The sequence below is a fragment of the Streptomyces sp. CRCS-T-1 genome (assembly GCF_024442335.1).
Classification (GTDB): Bacteria; Actinomycetota; Actinomycetes; order Streptomycetales; family Streptomycetaceae; genus Streptomyces; species Streptomyces koelreuteriae.
Genome location: NZ_CP101651.1, coordinates 3,605,734 through 3,621,005, shown reverse-complemented (window position 1 = coordinate 3,621,005; position 15,272 = coordinate 3,605,734). Strand labels below are relative to the sequence as shown.

General features: G+C 73.1%; 14 protein-coding genes. 12 read left to right on the top strand and 2 right to left on the bottom strand.

The window, feature by feature from the left end; translation table 11 throughout:
- Window positions 1-6 precede the first annotated feature (6 nt).
- Together NNW99_RS16170 and NNW99_RS16165 are read right to left on the bottom strand one after the other, a co-directional pair.
- Entirely contained in the window at window positions 7-633 is a 627-nt protein-coding gene (locus tag NNW99_RS16170) for a dTDP-4-dehydrorhamnose 3,5-epimerase family protein (protein WP_215119858.1), read from the bottom strand.
- Between the two features lie 77 nt (window positions 634-710).
- Window positions 711-2,003 carry an activator-dependent family glycosyltransferase gene (locus NNW99_RS16165; RefSeq protein WP_215119857.1) on the bottom strand — a complete coding sequence of 431 codons (1,293 nt, stop codon included), beginning with the start codon at window positions 2,001-2,003 and terminating at the stop codon, window positions 711-713.
- A gap of 246 nt (window positions 2,004-2,249) precedes the next feature.
- Between NNW99_RS16165 and NNW99_RS16160 the strand changes: the two genes are divergently transcribed.
- The 12 genes from NNW99_RS16160 to NNW99_RS16105 all read left to right on the top strand — a co-directional run bounded on the left by NNW99_RS16160 (window position 2,250) and on the right by NNW99_RS16105 (window position 15,031).
- Window positions 2,250-2,813, top strand: a complete 564-nt coding sequence (locus NNW99_RS16160) for a PadR family transcriptional regulator (RefSeq protein WP_215119856.1) — start codon at window positions 2,250-2,252, stop codon at window positions 2,811-2,813.
- Between the two features lie 115 nt (window positions 2,814-2,928).
- On the top strand, window positions 2,929-4,323 hold the full coding sequence (locus tag NNW99_RS16155; RefSeq protein WP_251057817.1) for a hypothetical protein: 1,395 nt from the start codon (window positions 2,929-2,931) through the stop codon (window positions 4,321-4,323).
- Between the two features lie 115 nt (window positions 4,324-4,438).
- Window positions 4,439-4,774, top strand: a complete 336-nt coding sequence (locus tag NNW99_RS16150) for an antibiotic biosynthesis monooxygenase (protein ID WP_215119855.1) — start codon at window positions 4,439-4,441, stop codon at window positions 4,772-4,774.
- On the top strand, window positions 4,771-6,039 hold the full coding sequence (locus NNW99_RS16145; RefSeq protein WP_215119854.1) for a beta-ketoacyl synthase: 1,269 nt from the start codon (window positions 4,771-4,773) through the stop codon (window positions 6,037-6,039). The genes NNW99_RS16150 and NNW99_RS16145 overlap by 4 nt, the downstream gene beginning before the upstream one ends.
- Window positions 6,036-7,277: a ketosynthase chain-length factor gene (locus NNW99_RS16140; protein ID WP_215119853.1), complete on the top strand. Its 1,242-nt coding sequence runs from the start codon at window positions 6,036-6,038 to the stop codon at window positions 7,275-7,277. The genes NNW99_RS16145 and NNW99_RS16140 overlap by 4 nt, the downstream gene beginning before the upstream one ends.
- A 142-nt stretch (window positions 7,278-7,419) precedes the next feature.
- Entirely contained in the window at window positions 7,420-8,454 is a 1,035-nt protein-coding gene (locus NNW99_RS16135) for a ketoacyl-ACP synthase III family protein (protein WP_215119852.1), read from the top strand.
- A gap of 13 nt (window positions 8,455-8,467) precedes the next feature.
- Complete coding sequence (locus tag NNW99_RS16130; RefSeq protein ID WP_215119851.1) at window positions 8,468-9,448, top strand: acyltransferase domain-containing protein; 981 nt, start codon at window positions 8,468-8,470, stop codon at window positions 9,446-9,448.
- A 117-nt stretch (window positions 9,449-9,565) separates the two neighbouring features.
- Window positions 9,566-10,807, top strand: a complete 1,242-nt coding sequence (locus tag NNW99_RS16125; protein WP_215119850.1) for a P450-derived glycosyltransferase activator — start codon at window positions 9,566-9,568, stop codon at window positions 10,805-10,807.
- Between the two features lie 34 nt (window positions 10,808-10,841).
- Window positions 10,842-12,122, top strand: coding sequence for an activator-dependent family glycosyltransferase (locus tag NNW99_RS16120; protein ID WP_215119849.1), 1,281 nt, complete (start codon window positions 10,842-10,844; stop codon window positions 12,120-12,122).
- A gap of 21 nt (window positions 12,123-12,143) precedes the next feature.
- Complete coding sequence (gene rfbB / locus NNW99_RS16115; protein WP_215119848.1) at window positions 12,144-13,139, top strand: dTDP-glucose 4,6-dehydratase; 996 nt, start codon at window positions 12,144-12,146, stop codon at window positions 13,137-13,139.
- Between the two features lie 75 nt (window positions 13,140-13,214).
- Window positions 13,215-14,204 carry an ATP-binding cassette domain-containing protein gene (locus tag NNW99_RS16110; RefSeq protein ID WP_215119847.1) on the top strand — a complete coding sequence of 330 codons (990 nt, stop codon included), beginning with the start codon at window positions 13,215-13,217 and terminating at the stop codon, window positions 14,202-14,204.
- Window positions 14,201-15,031 carry an ABC transporter permease gene (locus NNW99_RS16105; RefSeq protein ID WP_215119846.1) on the top strand — a complete coding sequence of 277 codons (831 nt, stop codon included), beginning with the start codon at window positions 14,201-14,203 and terminating at the stop codon, window positions 15,029-15,031. The genes NNW99_RS16110 and NNW99_RS16105 overlap by 4 nt, the downstream gene beginning before the upstream one ends.
- Window positions 15,032-15,272 lie beyond the last annotated feature (241 nt).

Here is a 15,272-nt window from a genome sequence, read left to right as displayed (position 1 = left end):
CCGGGCTCAGCGCGTGGCGCCGATGCCGGAGGGCTGCCACAGGGCCTCCTCGACCGCCTGGGACTCCGCGTAGTCGGGCAGCAGGCCCTGCGCCCGGGCCGAGGCGAAGGACAGCGCGGCGGCGTCCCGCTCCGACTGCACCGTCTCCAGGCCCGAGGGGAGCCGCACGCCCAGGTCCTTGTCGAAGACGTCGACGGCCAGCTCGTTCTCGGCCACGTACGGGCCCGTGAGCAGATACGACATGACGGTGTCGTCCTCGAGCGCGACGAAGGCGTGGCCGACGCCGACCGGGAAGTACGAGGCGCGGAAGTGGACCTGGTCCATCTCGACCGCGTCCCACTGCCGGAAGGTGGGCGAGCCGACCCGCAGGTCGACCACGATGTCGAGGGCCCGGCCGCGCGCGCAGTACACGTACTTCGCGGTGCCGGGCGGCGTGACGGTGAAGTGGATGCCGCGGATCGTGCCGCGCCGGGACAGGCTGTGGTTGGTCTGCGCCACCGGGAAGTGCGGACGCCCCAGGGCCTGCTGGAACGCGTCGAGCTGGAACGGGGAGACGAACAGCCCGCGGTGGTCGCGGAACTGACGGGGCGTGAACTCGTACGCCCCCTCGACCTCGAGCTTTCGGATCTGCATCGCTTGGTTCACCGTCCGGGAGGTAGTCGGGTACGGCAGGGCCGGCGGCCCGGGCGTGTGCGGGTGCGGCGCGCCGGTCACCGGCGGCGGTGCTCGACGGCCAGGCGCTCCAGCGTCGGGACGACCTGGGCGGGGGCGGGCGCGGCGAGCGCCTCGCGCCGCAGGGCCTCGGCGTTGCGCTTGAAGACCGGCTCCTCCAGCAGGCGGACGAGCAGCTCGCGCAGCCCCTTCGCGCTGAGCTTGCCCGGCACGTAGAGCCCGGCCTGGCGCTCTTCGAGGTAGCGGGACTTGTTGATGGTGTCCCAGACGCCGTCGACGACGATGAGCTGGGGCACGGCGTGGATCATCGCGGTGCCGAAGCTGCCGGACCCGCCGTGGTGGATCACCGCGTCGCAGGTGGGCAGCAGCGCGTCGAGCGGGACGAAGTCCACGGCCCGTACGTTGTCCGGCAGGGTGTCGAAGTCCGTGAGCTGCTTCTCGTTGAGCGTGGCGACGACCTCGACGTCGTCGAGGCCCGCGACGGCCTCCAGCAGGTCCCCGATGGAGGCCCGGTCGGCGCCGAGCACCTCGCGGTGCGCCACACCCAGGGTGATGCACACCCGGCGGCCCTTGCGGGGCGGCTCCTGGAGCCACTGCGGCACCGTGGACTGGCCGTTGTACGGCACGTACCGCATCGGCACGTAGTGCAGGTCCACCGGCAGCCGCATGGACGCCGGCAGCGGGCAGACGGTGAAGTCGCCCGTCACCGCGGCCTCCTCGAAGGAGGCGCCGTGCCGCTCCAGGCTCCAGGTGAGCCACTCGCGCAGCGGGTCGTCCCGCAGCTCCGGCGGGCGCGCGGCCAGCTGCCCGAGGAAGGTCTCGCGCATCAGGCCCGCCAGGTCGAGCCCGAACAGCAGCCGGCCGTGCGCCGTGCCGGTGGCCATGGCGGCGATCGCGCCGGCGAAGGTCATGGTGTCCCACAGGACCAGGTCCGGCTTCCAGGAGCGGCAGTGCTCCACCAGCTCGTCGACCATCTGGTCCGAGCAGCAGTTCTGGAAGACGACCGAGGTCATGGCCGTGAACACCCCGAGCGTGTAGTCCGGGGTGAGCCGCTCCGGCCGGGTCTCGCTCATGTCGAGACCGACCTGCGCCTGGCTCTCCAGCTGGTCGACGTCCTGGCCGATGTTCTCCTGGGTCTCCTGCATCTGCTCGTCGAGATGCAGTTCCTCCCCGACACCGACGGCGGTCAGCCCCGTCTTGGTGATCTCGTCGGCGAGATCGGGATGACTGGCGATCCTGACGTCGTGGCCCGCTGCCTTCAGGGCCCAGGCGAGTGTCACCTGGGCGTGCATGTGCGACTTGGCGGCGAAGGTGGTGAAGAGTACCCGCATCCCAACCCCTGTTCCGGCGAACGACCCGTATGCGATGGGCCTCCACCCTCCGGCCGTGACCTCGTGCGGGAGTCGAGAGTCGTTGCAGCGGCGCTCGATCCGGGGCGTATCGCGCGCTGCGCCCCTCCCGCGCTCGCGGAGAACAGCAGGTCATGTACTACCGTGGGATCAGCCGGCGGGGCCCGGCCGAGGTGCGGAGCACGGGTTGCCGGTCCGCCCCCGTGAGGGAGATTCAGCAGGGAGACGATGTCTGCCACGAGATTGCTCGTCCTGGGCGTCGTGCGCATGCACGGCCGGGCGCACGGCTATCTGGTCCGTTCCGAGCTGCTGTCCTGGGGTGCCGACGAATGGGCGCACATCAAGTTCGGCTCGATCTACCACGCGCTCAGGCAACTGGCCAAGGACGGGCTGCTGAAGTCGACGGACATCCCGGACTGGCCGGGCCGGGTCGACTACGAGATCGCGCCGCCGGGCGACGAGGAGTTCTTCCGGCTGCTGCGTGACGCGCTGCGCCAGGGGAACAACCGGTCCGACATGCTGGGTGCCGCGCTCGTCCTGCTGCCCGCGCTCAGCCGCGAGGAGGCGATCGGCCTGCTGCGTGAGCGCATCGCGTCGCTCTCGGCCGAACAGTCGGAGCTGATCGCCAAGGTCGACGAGACGGCCGGGGAACGGCCGCAGCGTGCCCACATCCGTGAGCTGCTCGGCCTCTGGGAGCACGGCGCCGCCAGTCAGGCCGCCTGGACCGAGGCGCTGATCGAGCGCCTGGAGGCGGGCGCCTACGTCATGGCGGGCGAGGAGAAGGGCGCCTGACGGGGAGCCCTTCCGGCCGTTGATCGGTATCCGGTGGAGGACGGCACGCGTCCCGTGATACTCAAGTTTGTATACCCATGACGCCGGTCCCGAGAGGACGATCGCTGTGCCGATCATGCTGACCTCGGAAGACGTGGACGACGCCTTCGACGACGAGGCCTTCATGGAGGAGCGGTTCTCCGACGTCCAGCGGTTGCTCCTCGACCGCGCTCCGGTGCCCGGCCCCGACACCCTGGTCCTGCTCCCCGCCACGCGCTGCCGGCTGACCGTCGGACCGCACGCTTCCGGCCCTTTCGGCCGCTGCTTCGCCGTCCGGCTCGAACCCCGCCCCGACCTGTCCGCCGCCTGCGTGGAACTGCTGCTCGCCGACGACGGGTCCCTCCTCGGCCTCGTGGACGCCGGCGCCCTCGACGGCTGGCGCGGCGCCATCCCCTCCGGACTCGCCGCGCGCTACCTCGCCCCGCCGGCCCCCTCCAGACTGGGCCTCTTCGGCACCGGGGAGGCGGCCTGGGCCTGTCTTCTCGTCCTGCACCACGCCCTGCCCTCGCTGACCGAGGTGCGGGTCGTCGGCCGGGAGCCGGACCGGGCCCGGGACTTCGCGGCCGCCGCCGCCCTGCGCACCGGCCTGCGGGTGCGGGTGTCCGAGGACGCCCGCGCCACCGCCGCGAGCGCCGACGTCGTCGCTGTCACCGGAGGCCACCCGCCCGTCCGGGCCGCGTGGCTCGCTGCTGGAGCGCTGTTGATCGACCAGGCGGCCACGGTATCGACGGCGGAGCCGGGTGACCCCCGCGACCCGGTGACGGGCCCCCGCCCCGCCGACACCGGGCCCGAGACCGACACCGAGCCCGATACCGACGCCGGGCCCGAGCCCGACACCGGGCCCGAGACCGACACCGAGCCCGATACCGACGCCGGGCCCGAGCCCGACGCCGAGCCCGGGACCGGCCGTGGCGCCCGGCCTTTCGCCATCGGCCCGGGCGTCTGGCTTTCCGGTGGTGGCTCGGGTAGCGGGCCTTCGCATGCCGGCCAGGGCGCCCAGCCGTCCGGCACCGGCCCGGCCGCCCCGCAGTCCGGCACTGGCCAGCGCGCCGAGTCGTCGGGCACCGGCCAGCGCGCCGAGTCGTCGGGCACCGGCCCGGTCGCCCCTCAGTCCGGCACCGGCCAAAGCGCCCAGCCGTCCGGCACCGGCCCGGCCACCCCGCAGCCCGGCACCGGCTCGGCAGCCCCCTCGTTCGATGCCGCGACAGCCGCCCCGGGCCCCGTCGTCCGGCACGTCAGCATCGCTCCCTCCGGTGGCCGTTCCGTCGGCACTCGGCAGCAGTCGATGCCGATCCCGCTCGCCGAGATCGTCGCGGGCCGGGCCCTGCCCCGGCGCAGCGGCTCCGACATCGTCCACTACCGGGGCGGCGAGCTGGCCGGCTGGAGCGTCATCGCCGCCGTCGCCGGACTCGGCCACGCCTGGCGGCGGGACGTCGGCATCCCCGTGCGGCTGGGGCGCGGGGGCTCCTGACCGGGGGCGGGATCCAGCCGTCTTCTAGGGCGCCGCGAGGCACGCGCCGGAGGGTTTCACTCTGACCTCGGCGTACGCGTCGCCGGACGCCCGGACGATGAGGAGCACCGATCCCATGTCTGCCGATCAGCCCGGCCCCGCCACCGGCGGCCCGGCCACCTTCGTGAACAGCTTCACGCTTCGCACCTCCCCGGAGGAGTTCGAGGACGTCTTCGCCCGCACGGCACGCTTCATGGAGCGCCAGCCCGGATTCCTCGGCTACACCCTCGTACGCCACCTGGAGAAGCCGCACAGCTACGTCAACATCGCCCGCTGGTCGGACGTCTCCGCCTTCCGTGCCGCCGTGGGCCAGGCCGACTTCCGGCCGCACGCCGAGGCGCTGCGGGCGATCAGCACCAGCAGCTCCAACCTCTACCTGGAGCGGCACAGCGCGACCGGGGAGGCACGATGACCCGGCGGGTCGTGATCACCGGCATCGGCGTGGTGGCCCCCGGCGGGATCGGCACCAAGCAGTTCTGGCAGACCATCACCGGCGGCCGCACCGCCACCCGGGCCATCAGCCTCTTCGACCCCGCCCCCTTCCGCTCCCGGATCGCCGCCGAGTGCGACTTCGACGCCGCCGAGCAGGGGCTGAGCGCCGAGGACGCCGAACGGCTCGACAGGGCGGCCCAGTTCGCCCTGGTCGCGCTGCGCGAGGCCGTCACCGACAGCGGTCTGGAGCCCGACCCGGAGACCGCGCACCGCACGGGCGTCAGCCTCGGCAGCGCGGTCGGCTGCACCCAGAAGCTCGAAGAGGAGTACCTGGCCCTCAGCGGCGGCGGACAGGAGTGGCTGGTCGACCACACCGCAGCGAGCGCCCAGCTCTACGACCACTTCGTGCCGAGCTCCATGGCCGCAGAGCTCGCCTGGGAGGCCGGCGCCGAAGGCCCCTGCACCGTCGTCTCGGCCGGCTGCACCTCCGGCCTCGACTCGGTCGGGCACGCGGTCGCCCTCATCCGCGAGGGACTGGCCGATGTGATGATCGCCGGGGCCACCGACGCGCCGATCTCCCCGATCACCGTGGCCTGCTTCGACGCCATCCGGGCCACCTCGCCCCGCAACGACGACCCGGCGACCGCGCTGCGCCCCTTCGACCGCACCCGCAACGGCTTCGTCCTCGGCGAGGGCGCCGCCGTCCTCGTCCTGGAGGAACTCACCGCGGCCCGCGCCCGGGGCGCCCACGTCTACGCCGAGATCGCCGGCTACGCCTCGCGCGGCAACGCGTACCACATGACCGGTCTGCGCACCGACGGACGCGAGCTGGCCGCCGCCGTAGACGCCGCCCTCGACGAGGCCCGGCTCGCCCCCGACGCGCTCGGCTACGTCAACGCCCACGGCACCGCCACCAAGCAGAACGACGTGCACGAGACCGCCGCCCTCAAGCGCAGCCTCGGGGCCGCCGCCCACCGGGTGCCGGTCAGCTCCATCAAGTCGATGATCGGGCACTCGCTGGGCGCGATCGGCTCCATCGAGGTCGCCGCCACCGCGCTGGCCCTCGAACACGGCGTCATCCCGCCCACCGCGAACCTCACCGACCCCGACCCCGAACTCGACCTGGACTATGTCCCCCTGCACGCCAGGGAGCGCGCCATGTCGGCCGCGCTCACCGTGGGCAGCGGCTTCGGCGGCTTCCAGAGCGCCATGGTGCTGCGCCGGCCCGAGGGGCGGGCCGCATGACCCCGGTCGTGGTCACGGGCATCGGGGTGGTCGCCCCCACCGGCGTCGGACTGGACGCGTACTGGGCGGCGACGCTGCGCGGCGAGGACGGCATCCGGCGCGTCCAGGCCTTCGACCCCGCCCGCTATCCGACCCGGCACGCGGGCGAGGTGACCGGGTTCGAGGCGGGCGACCATCTGCCCAGCCGGCTGATCCCGCAGACCGACCGCATGACCCAGTTCGCCCTGGCCGCTGCGGACTGGGCCGTCGCCGACGCCGGCATCGACCTCGACTCCGTGCCCTCGCTGACACGCGGCGTCGTCACGGCCGGCGCCTCGGGCGGCTTCGGCTTCGGCCAGCGCGAACTGCAGCACCTGTGGGGCGAGTCCCCCAAGAAGGTCAGCGCCTACATGTCGTTCGCCTGGTTCTACGCCGTCAACACCGGCCAGATCTCCATCCGGCACGGCATGAACGGGCCGACCGGCGTCTTCGTCGGCGAGCAGGCCGGGGGCCTGGACGCCCTCGCCCACGCCGGACGCCAGATCCGCTCCGGTGCGCAGCTGATGATCTCCGGCGGCATGGACTGCTCCCTGTGCCCGTACGGCATGGCCGCCCAACTGGCCGGCGGACGGCTCACCGCCGACGCCTATCTGCCCTTCGACGACCGGGCCTCGGGTCATCTGCCGGGCGAGGGCGGGGCGCTGCTCACCCTGGAGAGCGCCGAGGGGGCCCGGGCCCGGGGGCGTCGCCCCTACGGCGAGATCGCCGGATTCGGCGCGACCTTCGACCCGCGCCCCGGGTCGGGGCGGCCCCCGACCCTGCGGCGGGCGATCGAGCAGGCGCTCGCCGACGCCGGAGCCGACCCGCAGGACATCGCCGTCGTCTTCGCCGACGGTGCGGGCGTGCCCGAACTCGACGCGGCCGAGGCCGAGGCGCTGACCGCGGTCTTCGGCGCGGGCGGGGTCCCGGTCACCGTGCCCAAGACGGCCACCGGCCGGCTCTACTCGGGCGCCGGTCCGCTGGACGTCGTGACCGCCCTGCTGACCCTCCGCGACGGGCTCGCCCCGCCCACGATCAACGTCACCGAGGTCCCCGACGCCTATGGCCTCGACCTCGTCCTCGGCGAGCCCCGGCCGGTCACCGGCACCGCCGCCCTGGTCCTGGCCCGCGGCCACCACGGCTTCAACAGCGCCATGGTCGTACGGGCCCCCGCGCCCGCCGAAGCGCTCGCCGGGTCCGGTCAGAGGGTGGCGGCGTGAACGGCGGGAGGCCGTGCAGCGGGGCGAGCGGAGCGTGGCCGCCGCCCGCCGCACGGGGCGCGGGCGGTCGCTCCGCGTCCGCCGACAGTGGCTCCGCGTCCGCCGCCCCCCTCGCGTACCCGGTCGGGGAGAGGAGGGCGGCATGAACGGCGGCGAGCTGTACATCCGGGCGACCGGGACCTGGCTGCCGCCCGTCGAACGCCTCGCGGACGCGGTCGCGGACGGGCGGTGCGACGCCGCCGTCGCCCGCTCCACCCGGATGGAGTCGGTGACGGTCTCCGCGGGGGAGCCGGCTCCCGAGATGGCGGCCCGGGCCGCCCGGACGGCGCTGGAGCGGGCCGCCGCCGAACCGGGCGACATCGACCTGGTGCTGCACGCCAGCTTCTACTACCAGGGCTTCGACCTGTGGGCCCCCGCCTCCTACGTCCAGCGGACCGCCGTCGGCAACCAGTGCCCCGCGCTGGAGGTCCGGCAGGTCTCCAACGGCGGTATGGCGGCCCTCGACCTGGCCTGGGCCTACCTCGCCGCCGACCCGGCGCGGATCGCGGCCCTGGTGTCCACCGGCGACCGGTTCTGCCCGCCCGGCTTCGACCGGTGGCGCAGCGACCCCGGAACCGTCTACGGCGACGGCGGCACCGCCCTCGTCGTCTCGCGGCACTCCGGTTTCGCCCGGGTCCGCAGTGTCGCGACCGTCTCCGCACCCGACCTGGAGGGCATGCATCGGGGCGACGACCCGTTCGGCCCGGCCCCGTTCAGCCACCGCGACGTCGTCGACCTGGAAGCGCACAAGCGGGACTTCCTGGCCGGTCACGGTGTGGCCCCGACCGTCGCCCGGGTCGCCGCCGCGCAGGAGTCCGTCGTCAAGCAGGCGCTCGCCGACGCCGGGCTCGGCCTCGCGGACATCGACCGGTTCGTGCTGCCGCACCTCGGCCACCGCAGGCTGCATGTCGCCTACTTCGCCAAGTTCGGCATCGACCCCGAGCGCACCACCTGGGACTGGAGCCGGACGATCGGGCACCTCGGCGCCGGAGACCCCTTCGCCGGACTCGACCACCTGGTCACCACCGGGGCGCTCGGGCCCGGTGACACGTGCCTGCTCTTTGGCGTCGGCGCCGGCTTCAGCTGGTCCTGCGCCGTGGTCGAGATCCTCAACACGCCTCCCTGGAGGGACCGATGACCTGGAGGGACCGATGAACGGCACCGACCGCCCGGTCGCCCTGCTGCTGCCCGGCCAGGGCTCGCAGCATCTGCGCATGGCCGCCGGACTCCTGGACGCCGAGCCCGTCTTCGCCGAGGCGATGGACGAGGCCCTGACCGCCCTGACCGACCTCGGCGGCCACAGCACCGGTCTGCGCGAGGACTGGCTGGGGACGGCCGACACCGCGGTGATGGACCACGTCACCCGCTCCCAGCCGCTGCTGTTCGCGGTCGACTACGCCCTCGGGCGGCTCGTCCTCGACCGGGGCGTACGGCCCGTCGCCCTGCTCGGGCACAGCATCGGCGAGGTCGCGGCCGCGGTCCTCTCCGGCGTCTTCACGCTGCGGGACGCCGCCGCCCTGGTCCACGACCGCGTCGGACGGCTGGCACACGCGCCGCCCGGCGGGATGGTCGCCGTCGCGGCAACGCAGGACGAGGTGGCGCCCTTCCTCACCGACGGCGTGGTCGTCGGCGCCGTCAACGCCCTGCGCCAGACGGTCCTGGCCGGCCTCGACGAACCGCTGCGCGGCGTCACGGCGGCACTCGCCGACGCCGGGTTCGTGCTCCAGCGCGTACCGGCCTCCACGGCGTTCCACAGCCCGTCCCTGGCCCCGGCCATGCGCGGAGCCGGCGAGCGGATCGCCGCGCTTCCCGTCGGCGAGCCCCGTATCCCGGTCATGTCCGGGTACACGGCCCGGTTCCTGACCCCCGCGGAGACCAAGGACCCGTCCTTCTGGTCCCGTCACCCCGTCGCGCCGGTGCTCTTCTGGCCCGCCCTCGACGCGCTCCTCGCCGAAGGGGATCTGGTGCTCGTCGAGACCGGCCCGGGCCAGGGACTGTCCCAACTGGCCCGCCGCCACCCGGCCGTGCGGTCCGGCCGCTCGTCCGTCGTCCCCCTGCTCCCGGCCCGGCCCGGCACACCCGCCCAGGACGTGGCGGCCGTACGCGCCGCCGCCGGGGCGCTCGGCGTGTAGCGCGTGTCGAGTGCCTTTGTAGGCACGCGGCCTAGCGTCGCCGGTGGCGCTTCGCCCCTGCTGCTTCCCTCTTCCCTCTTCTCTCTTCGCCCTTCTTCTTCCTTCGAGGACGGTGTCATGCTGACCGATCAGACCAACAGCGAGTTGGGCCGGCATCTGCTGACCATCCGAGGCGTGCAGTTCATCTTCGGCGCCCAGGGCGACCCCTTCGCCATGATCCTGCGCGCCGGTGACGACGACCCGCTCGACCACGGGGCACGCGCCCGTGAACAGGGCCTGCACGAGAGCAGCGTCGGCGCGTGGGTCACCGCGAGCCGCGAACTCGGCGCCCGTGTCCTCGACGACCCGCGGTTCTCCCCGCGCCATGTCGAGGAGGGGCCGCAGTCCCACCCGGGCGTCGACGTCTGGGACAACCCCCTGCTGTGCCATGTCGTCCCGCTGGACGACGCCCGCCTCAACCTCGACCCGGCCGCGTACGCCACGCTCGCCGAGGTCTCCGCGCCGCTGCTGTCGGCCGAGGCCCTCGCGGCACGGGCGCCGCAGATCGAGGCGGCCTACCGCGAGACGCTCGCCGCTGCGGGCGAACGCTTCGACCTGTACCGGGACTTCGCCGTCCCCGCCGCCCTGCGCGTGGTCGCCGAGCTGCTGGGCCTGCCCGACGAGACCCGCGAGCGCCTGCCCGAACTGCACGCGGGCCTCGCCACCGCCCTCGACGCCGGCCACTGCCCGCAGCAGCTGGGGACCGCCCGGTCGCTGCTCACCGCCGTATCGGGCCTGTCCGCCGAGCTGACCGGCCTGGTCGAGGCCGGCCGTGCCACCGGTCTCGCCGGGCTGTCGCCCGAGGACGCGGTCGCGATCGGCGCGCTGGCCGTCGTGGTGGGCGTCGAGGTCACCGCGACCGCCGTGTGCAACGCCGTCGAGGTGCTGCTGGCGCACCCGGAGGAGTGGCAGCGGATCGGGCAGGAATCGGCGGCGGCCCCGGCCGCGGTGCGGGAGGCCCTGCGGCTGGCTCCGCCGCTGCGGTTCGAGAGCCGTATCGCCCGCGAGCAGGCCGAGTTCGACGGCAAGACGATCGAGGAGGGCCGCCGTGTGGTGGTGCTCGTCGACGCGGCCAACCGGGACCCGGAGGCCTTCGCCGACCCGGACGCCTTCACGCCCGGCCGGAGCGACGGCGACCGGTCGCTCACCCTCCTCGGCGGCCCCGCCGCCCCGGTCACCGACGCGCTGGTCCGCGTCCAGACCGAGGCAGCGGTCCGCGCCCTGACCGCGCTCCGGCCCGCCCTGCGCACGAACGCCGAGGTACTGCGCCGTATGCGCTCGGCGGCGCTGCACGGCGTCCTGCGCTTCCCCGTCGCATGACCGGCCCGGCCCACACCAGGGGAGGAGCACCGCGGTGCGTGTACTGCTGACAGCCTTCGCACAGGACGCCCATCTCAACGGCGTCGTCCCGCTCGCCTGGGCGCTGCGGACCGCCGGGCACGAGGTCCGGGTGGCCGGGCAGCCGGCCGCGGTCGAGAGCATCACCCGGGCCGGTCTGACGGCCGTACCGGTGGGCGAGAACCACCGGATGGACGCCGTCATCCCCACCGTCGGTCCGGGGATGCTCATGCACCACCTGGACCGCGACTATCTGGAGAACCGGCCCGAGCGGCTGAGCCTCGACTTCCTGCGGGCGTCGAACGCCATGCTGACGGCGACCTTCTACGCCCAGATCAACAACGACTCGATGATCGACGCGCTCGTCGACTACGCCCGGTTCTGGCAGCCGGACCTGGTGCTCTGGGAGCCCTTCACCTTCGCCGGGGCCATCGCCGCCAAGGCGACCGGGGCCGCCCACGCCCGGCTGCTGGCCTTCCCCGACCTCTTCGCCAACACCCATCTGACGCTGCGCCGGCGCCAGGCGGACCTGCCCGCGGAGCTGCGCGACGACCCGCTGGAGGAGTGGCTGGCGTACACCCTGGACCGGCACGGGGCCGCCTTCGACCCCGACGTGGTCACGGGACAGTGGTCGGTCGACCAGATGCCCGCCGGGGTGCGGATGGAGCTGGGGCTGCCGACGGTGCCCACGCGCTACGTGCCGTACAACGGGCCGGGCCCGGCCGTCGTACCGGACTGGCTGCGCCGCCCGCCGGAGCGCCGCCGGGTCTGCCTCACCCTCGGGCTCACCATCCGGGACACGGAGTTCCCCAACGCGGTCGACGTGAACGACGTGTTCGCCTCGCTGGCCGACCTGGACGTGGAGGTGGTGGCGACCCTCGGGGAGAAGGAACTCGCCCAGGTGTCGCGGGTGCCGGACAACACGCGGGTCGTCGACCACGTCGCCCTGCTGGGGCTGCTGCCCACCTGCTCGGCGATCGTGCACCACGGTGGCGCGGGCACCTGGGCGACCGCCGCCGCCTACGGGGTGCCGCAGGTGGCGCTCGGCTGGATGTGGGACGCGATCTACCGGGCCCAGCGGGTCGAGGAGCTGGGCGCGGGGCTGCATCTGCACTCCGACGGCCTGACCGTCGACATCCTGCGCGACAAGCTCGTCCGGGTGCTCGACGACCCGGCGTTCACGGAAGGCGCGCGGCGGCTGCGGCTGGCCATGCTGTCGGCGCCGAGCCCCAACGAAGTGGTGCCGACGCTGGAGAAGCTGACCGCGCGTCACCGGGCGCCGGTCGCGGCACGCTGACGGGACGAGGACGGGAGAAGCGTGAACATCCTGGTGACCGGTGCGGCCGGTTTCATCGGCTCGCACTTCGTCAGAACACTGCTGAGCGGCGGTTACCCGGGGCACGAGGACGACCGGGTGACCGTCGTGGACAAGCTCACCTACGCGGGGACGCTGAACAACCTGCCCCCGCACGACCCGCGGCTGACCTTCGTGCACGGCGACATCTGCGACGCCCCGCTGCTGGACAAGGTGTTCCCGGGCCATGACGCGGTGGTGCACTTCGCCGCGGAGTCGCACGTGGACCGTTCGGTGACGGGCGCCGAGGCCTTCGTCCGCACCAACGTGCTCGGCACACAGGCCCTGCTCGAAGCGGCGCTGCGGCACGGGACGGGCGTCTTCGTCCAGGTCTCCACGGACGAGACGTACGGCTCCATCGCCGAGGGACGCTGGACGGAGGACGAGCCGCTGCTGCCCAACTCCCCGTACGCGGCGTCCAAGGCCTCGGCCGATCTGATCGCCCGGTCGTACTGGCGCACCCACGGCCTCGATGTGCGCATCACCCGGTGCGCCAACAACTACGGCCCCGGCCAGCACCCCGAGAAACTGGTCCCGCTGTTCGTCACCCGGCTCCTCGACGGGCAGCCGGTCCCGCTCTACGGGGACGGCTCCAACCTGCGGGAATGGCTGCACGTCGACGACCACTGCCGGGCGGTGCGGCTGGTGCTGGACGCGGGCCGGCCGGGGGAGATCTACAACATCGGCGGCGGCACCCATCTGACCAACAAGGAGATGACCGGCCGTCTCCTCGCGCTCTGCGGGCGCGACTGGGACCTGGTGCAGCGGGTCGCGGACCGCAAGGGGCACGACTTCCGCTACGCGGTGGACGACTCCAAGATCCGCCGCGAACTCGGCTACGCGCCGCGCTGGTCGCTGGACGACGCACTGCGCGGGACGGTCGAGTGGTACGCCGCCCACCGCGACCACTGGGACGCCCCGGAGGAGGGCGCCGACGGGGGGCACACGAGGGGGTACTAAAACTTGAATATCCGGGCCGCCCTCCTCTATGCTCGCCGGGTACCCAAATTTGAGCACCCGAAAGAAGGGGCGGGCATGGGCGGCGCCGATTTGGCGATCCAGACCGAAGCTCTGAAGAAGAAATACGGCGAGAAGGAGGCCCTCGCGGGACTCGACCTGGAGGTACCCCGAGGCGTCGTCTACGGCCTCCTCGGCCCGAACGGCGCCGGAAAGACCACCGCGGTCCGCATCCTCTCCACCCTGCTGAAGTACGACGAGGGCATCGCCCGCGTCGCCGGCTACGACGTCGCCACCCAGTCGGCGCAGGTCCGCTACAGCATCGGCCTCCTCGGGCAGCACGCCGCGGTGGACGAGGATCTGAGCGGCCGTCAGAACCTCGTGATGTTCGGGCGCTTGTACCACATCGGCAAGCGCACCGCGCAGAGCCGAGCAGACGAACTGCTGGAGCGCTTCGGCCTGACCGAGGCCGCCGGAAAGCCGGCCAAGCAGTACTCCGGCGGTATGCGGCGGCGGCTCGACCTCGCCGCCAGTCTCATCCTGGCCCCGTCCGTGCTGTTCCTCGACGAGCCCACCACCGGGCTCGACCCGCGGGGCCGCAACGACGTCTGGGAGTCCGTCCGGAGCCTGGTCTCCGAGGGCCGCACGGTCATGCTGACCACCCAGTACCTCGAAGAGGCCGACCAGCTCGCCGACAAGATCGCCCTGATCGACAACGGCAGGGTCGTCGAGTCCGGCACCCCGGACCAGCTCAAGAACAAGATCGGCGGAGACCGGATCGACGTCGTGCTCCGCCGCTCCCACGACCTGGAGCGGGCCGGCCGCATGATCGGCGCGCTGCTGCGGGCCGAGCCGGAGACGGACGCCGACAACCGGCGCGTCAGCGTCGTCGTCGCCAACCGGGTCGCCGCCCTCACCGCGGTCACCCGCGAACTCGACGACGCCGGTATCGAGGCCGAGGACATCGCCCTGCGCAGGCCCACACTCGACGAGGTGTTCCTGAACCTGACCGGCAACAGGTCGGCCACGTCCGCCGAGCAGAGCCTCAAGGAGGTCGCCCAGTCATGACCGCGATCATCGCGCCCGAACTGCCCAGGAACCCGCTGGCCAAACTGGGCTGGGTCCTCGCGGACTCCTGGACGCTCACGCTCCGCGGACTGTCCCACTGGGCCCGCAACCCCACCCAGATCCTCGCCGGCCTCGCCTTCCCGATCCTCATGGTGCTGCTCTTCGGCGGCATCTTCGGCAGCGGGATGCAGGTCGAGGGCGGCGGGGACTACATGGACTTCCTGATGCCCGGCATGTTCGTCATGTCGATGGCCTTCGGCATCGGCGAGACCATGGCCGGCGTCACCGCCGACGCCTCCAAGGGCGTCACCGACCGGTTCCGCTCCATGCCCATGTCGGCCGCCTCGGTCGTCATCGGGCAGAGCATCGTCAACATGCTCTACAGCACCGTCGTCCTGATGATCCTCATGGGCTGCGGGGTCATCGCCGGCTGGAGCTGGAGCGACGGCTTCGCCCAGGCGCTCGGCGCCTTCGCGCTCCTGCTCCTGCTCCGCTTCGCCCTGCTGTGGGTCGGCATCTACCTCGGCCTGATCATCAAGACCCCGGAGGCGGCCTCCGCCGTCTACACCCTGCTCTTCCCGCTCGGCATCGTCGCCAACACCTTCGCCTCCCCGGAGATGATGCCGGGCTGGCTGGCGACCATCGCCGAGTGGAACCCTCTCTCCTCCACCGCCCACGCCACCCGAGAACTGTTCGGCAACCCCGGAGTCGGAGGGACCTCCTGGATCGCCGAACACGCCATGCTCATGTCCTTCGTCTGGCCACTCGCGATCTTCGCGGTCTTCTTCCCCCTGGCCGTCCGCAAGTACCGGTCCCTGAGCCGGTGATCACACCCTGAACCGGGGATGTGAGCCGGCCAATCCCCCGGACCGGCTCACATCCCCCCGGCTCACCGACGACTTCGCAGTCCCGACCTCCGCGACTTGCCCGTCGGCCGCCGTACAGCCCTTCGACTTCCCGGCGACTCCGCCGGACCGCCCTCCGCGTCTCGTCCCGCGCCCTCGACTTGCCGCCGCCGGGCGACAGCCCCTCGACTGCCCGCCACCTCGGCGGGCCGCCCACCTCGGC

Excerpts from the sequence above, each read along its gene's own strand:
- NNW99_RS16125 (WP_215119850.1), top strand. The coding sequence starts at position 9,566 with ATGCTGACCGATCAGACCAACAGCGAGTTGGGCCGGCATCTGCTGACC.
- NNW99_RS16155 (WP_251057817.1), top strand. The coding sequence starts at position 2,929 with ATGCTGACCTCGGAAGACGTGGACGACGCCTTCGACGACGAGGCCTTC.
- NNW99_RS16170 (WP_215119858.1), bottom strand. The coding sequence starts at position 633 with ATGCAGATCCGAAAGCTCGAGGTCGAGGGGGCGTACGAGTTCACGCCC.
- NNW99_RS16135 (WP_215119852.1), top strand. The coding sequence starts at position 7,420 with ATGAACGGCGGCGAGCTGTACATCCGGGCGACCGGGACCTGGCTGCCG.
- NNW99_RS16105 (WP_215119846.1), top strand. The coding sequence starts at position 14,201 with ATGACCGCGATCATCGCGCCCGAACTGCCCAGGAACCCGCTGGCCAAA.
- NNW99_RS16110 (WP_215119847.1), top strand. The coding sequence starts at position 13,215 with ATGGGCGGCGCCGATTTGGCGATCCAGACCGAAGCTCTGAAGAAGAAA.
- NNW99_RS16140 (WP_215119853.1), top strand. The coding sequence starts at position 6,036 with ATGACCCCGGTCGTGGTCACGGGCATCGGGGTGGTCGCCCCCACCGGC.
- NNW99_RS16130 (WP_215119851.1), top strand. The coding sequence starts at position 8,468 with ATGAACGGCACCGACCGCCCGGTCGCCCTGCTGCTGCCCGGCCAGGGC.
- NNW99_RS16145 (WP_215119854.1), top strand. The coding sequence starts at position 4,771 with ATGACCCGGCGGGTCGTGATCACCGGCATCGGCGTGGTGGCCCCCGGC.
- NNW99_RS16150 (WP_215119855.1), top strand. The coding sequence starts at position 4,439 with ATGTCTGCCGATCAGCCCGGCCCCGCCACCGGCGGCCCGGCCACCTTC.
- NNW99_RS16165 (WP_215119857.1), bottom strand. The coding sequence starts at position 2,003 with ATGCGGGTACTCTTCACCACCTTCGCCGCCAAGTCGCACATGCACGCC.
- NNW99_RS16160 (WP_215119856.1), top strand. The coding sequence starts at position 2,250 with ATGTCTGCCACGAGATTGCTCGTCCTGGGCGTCGTGCGCATGCACGGC.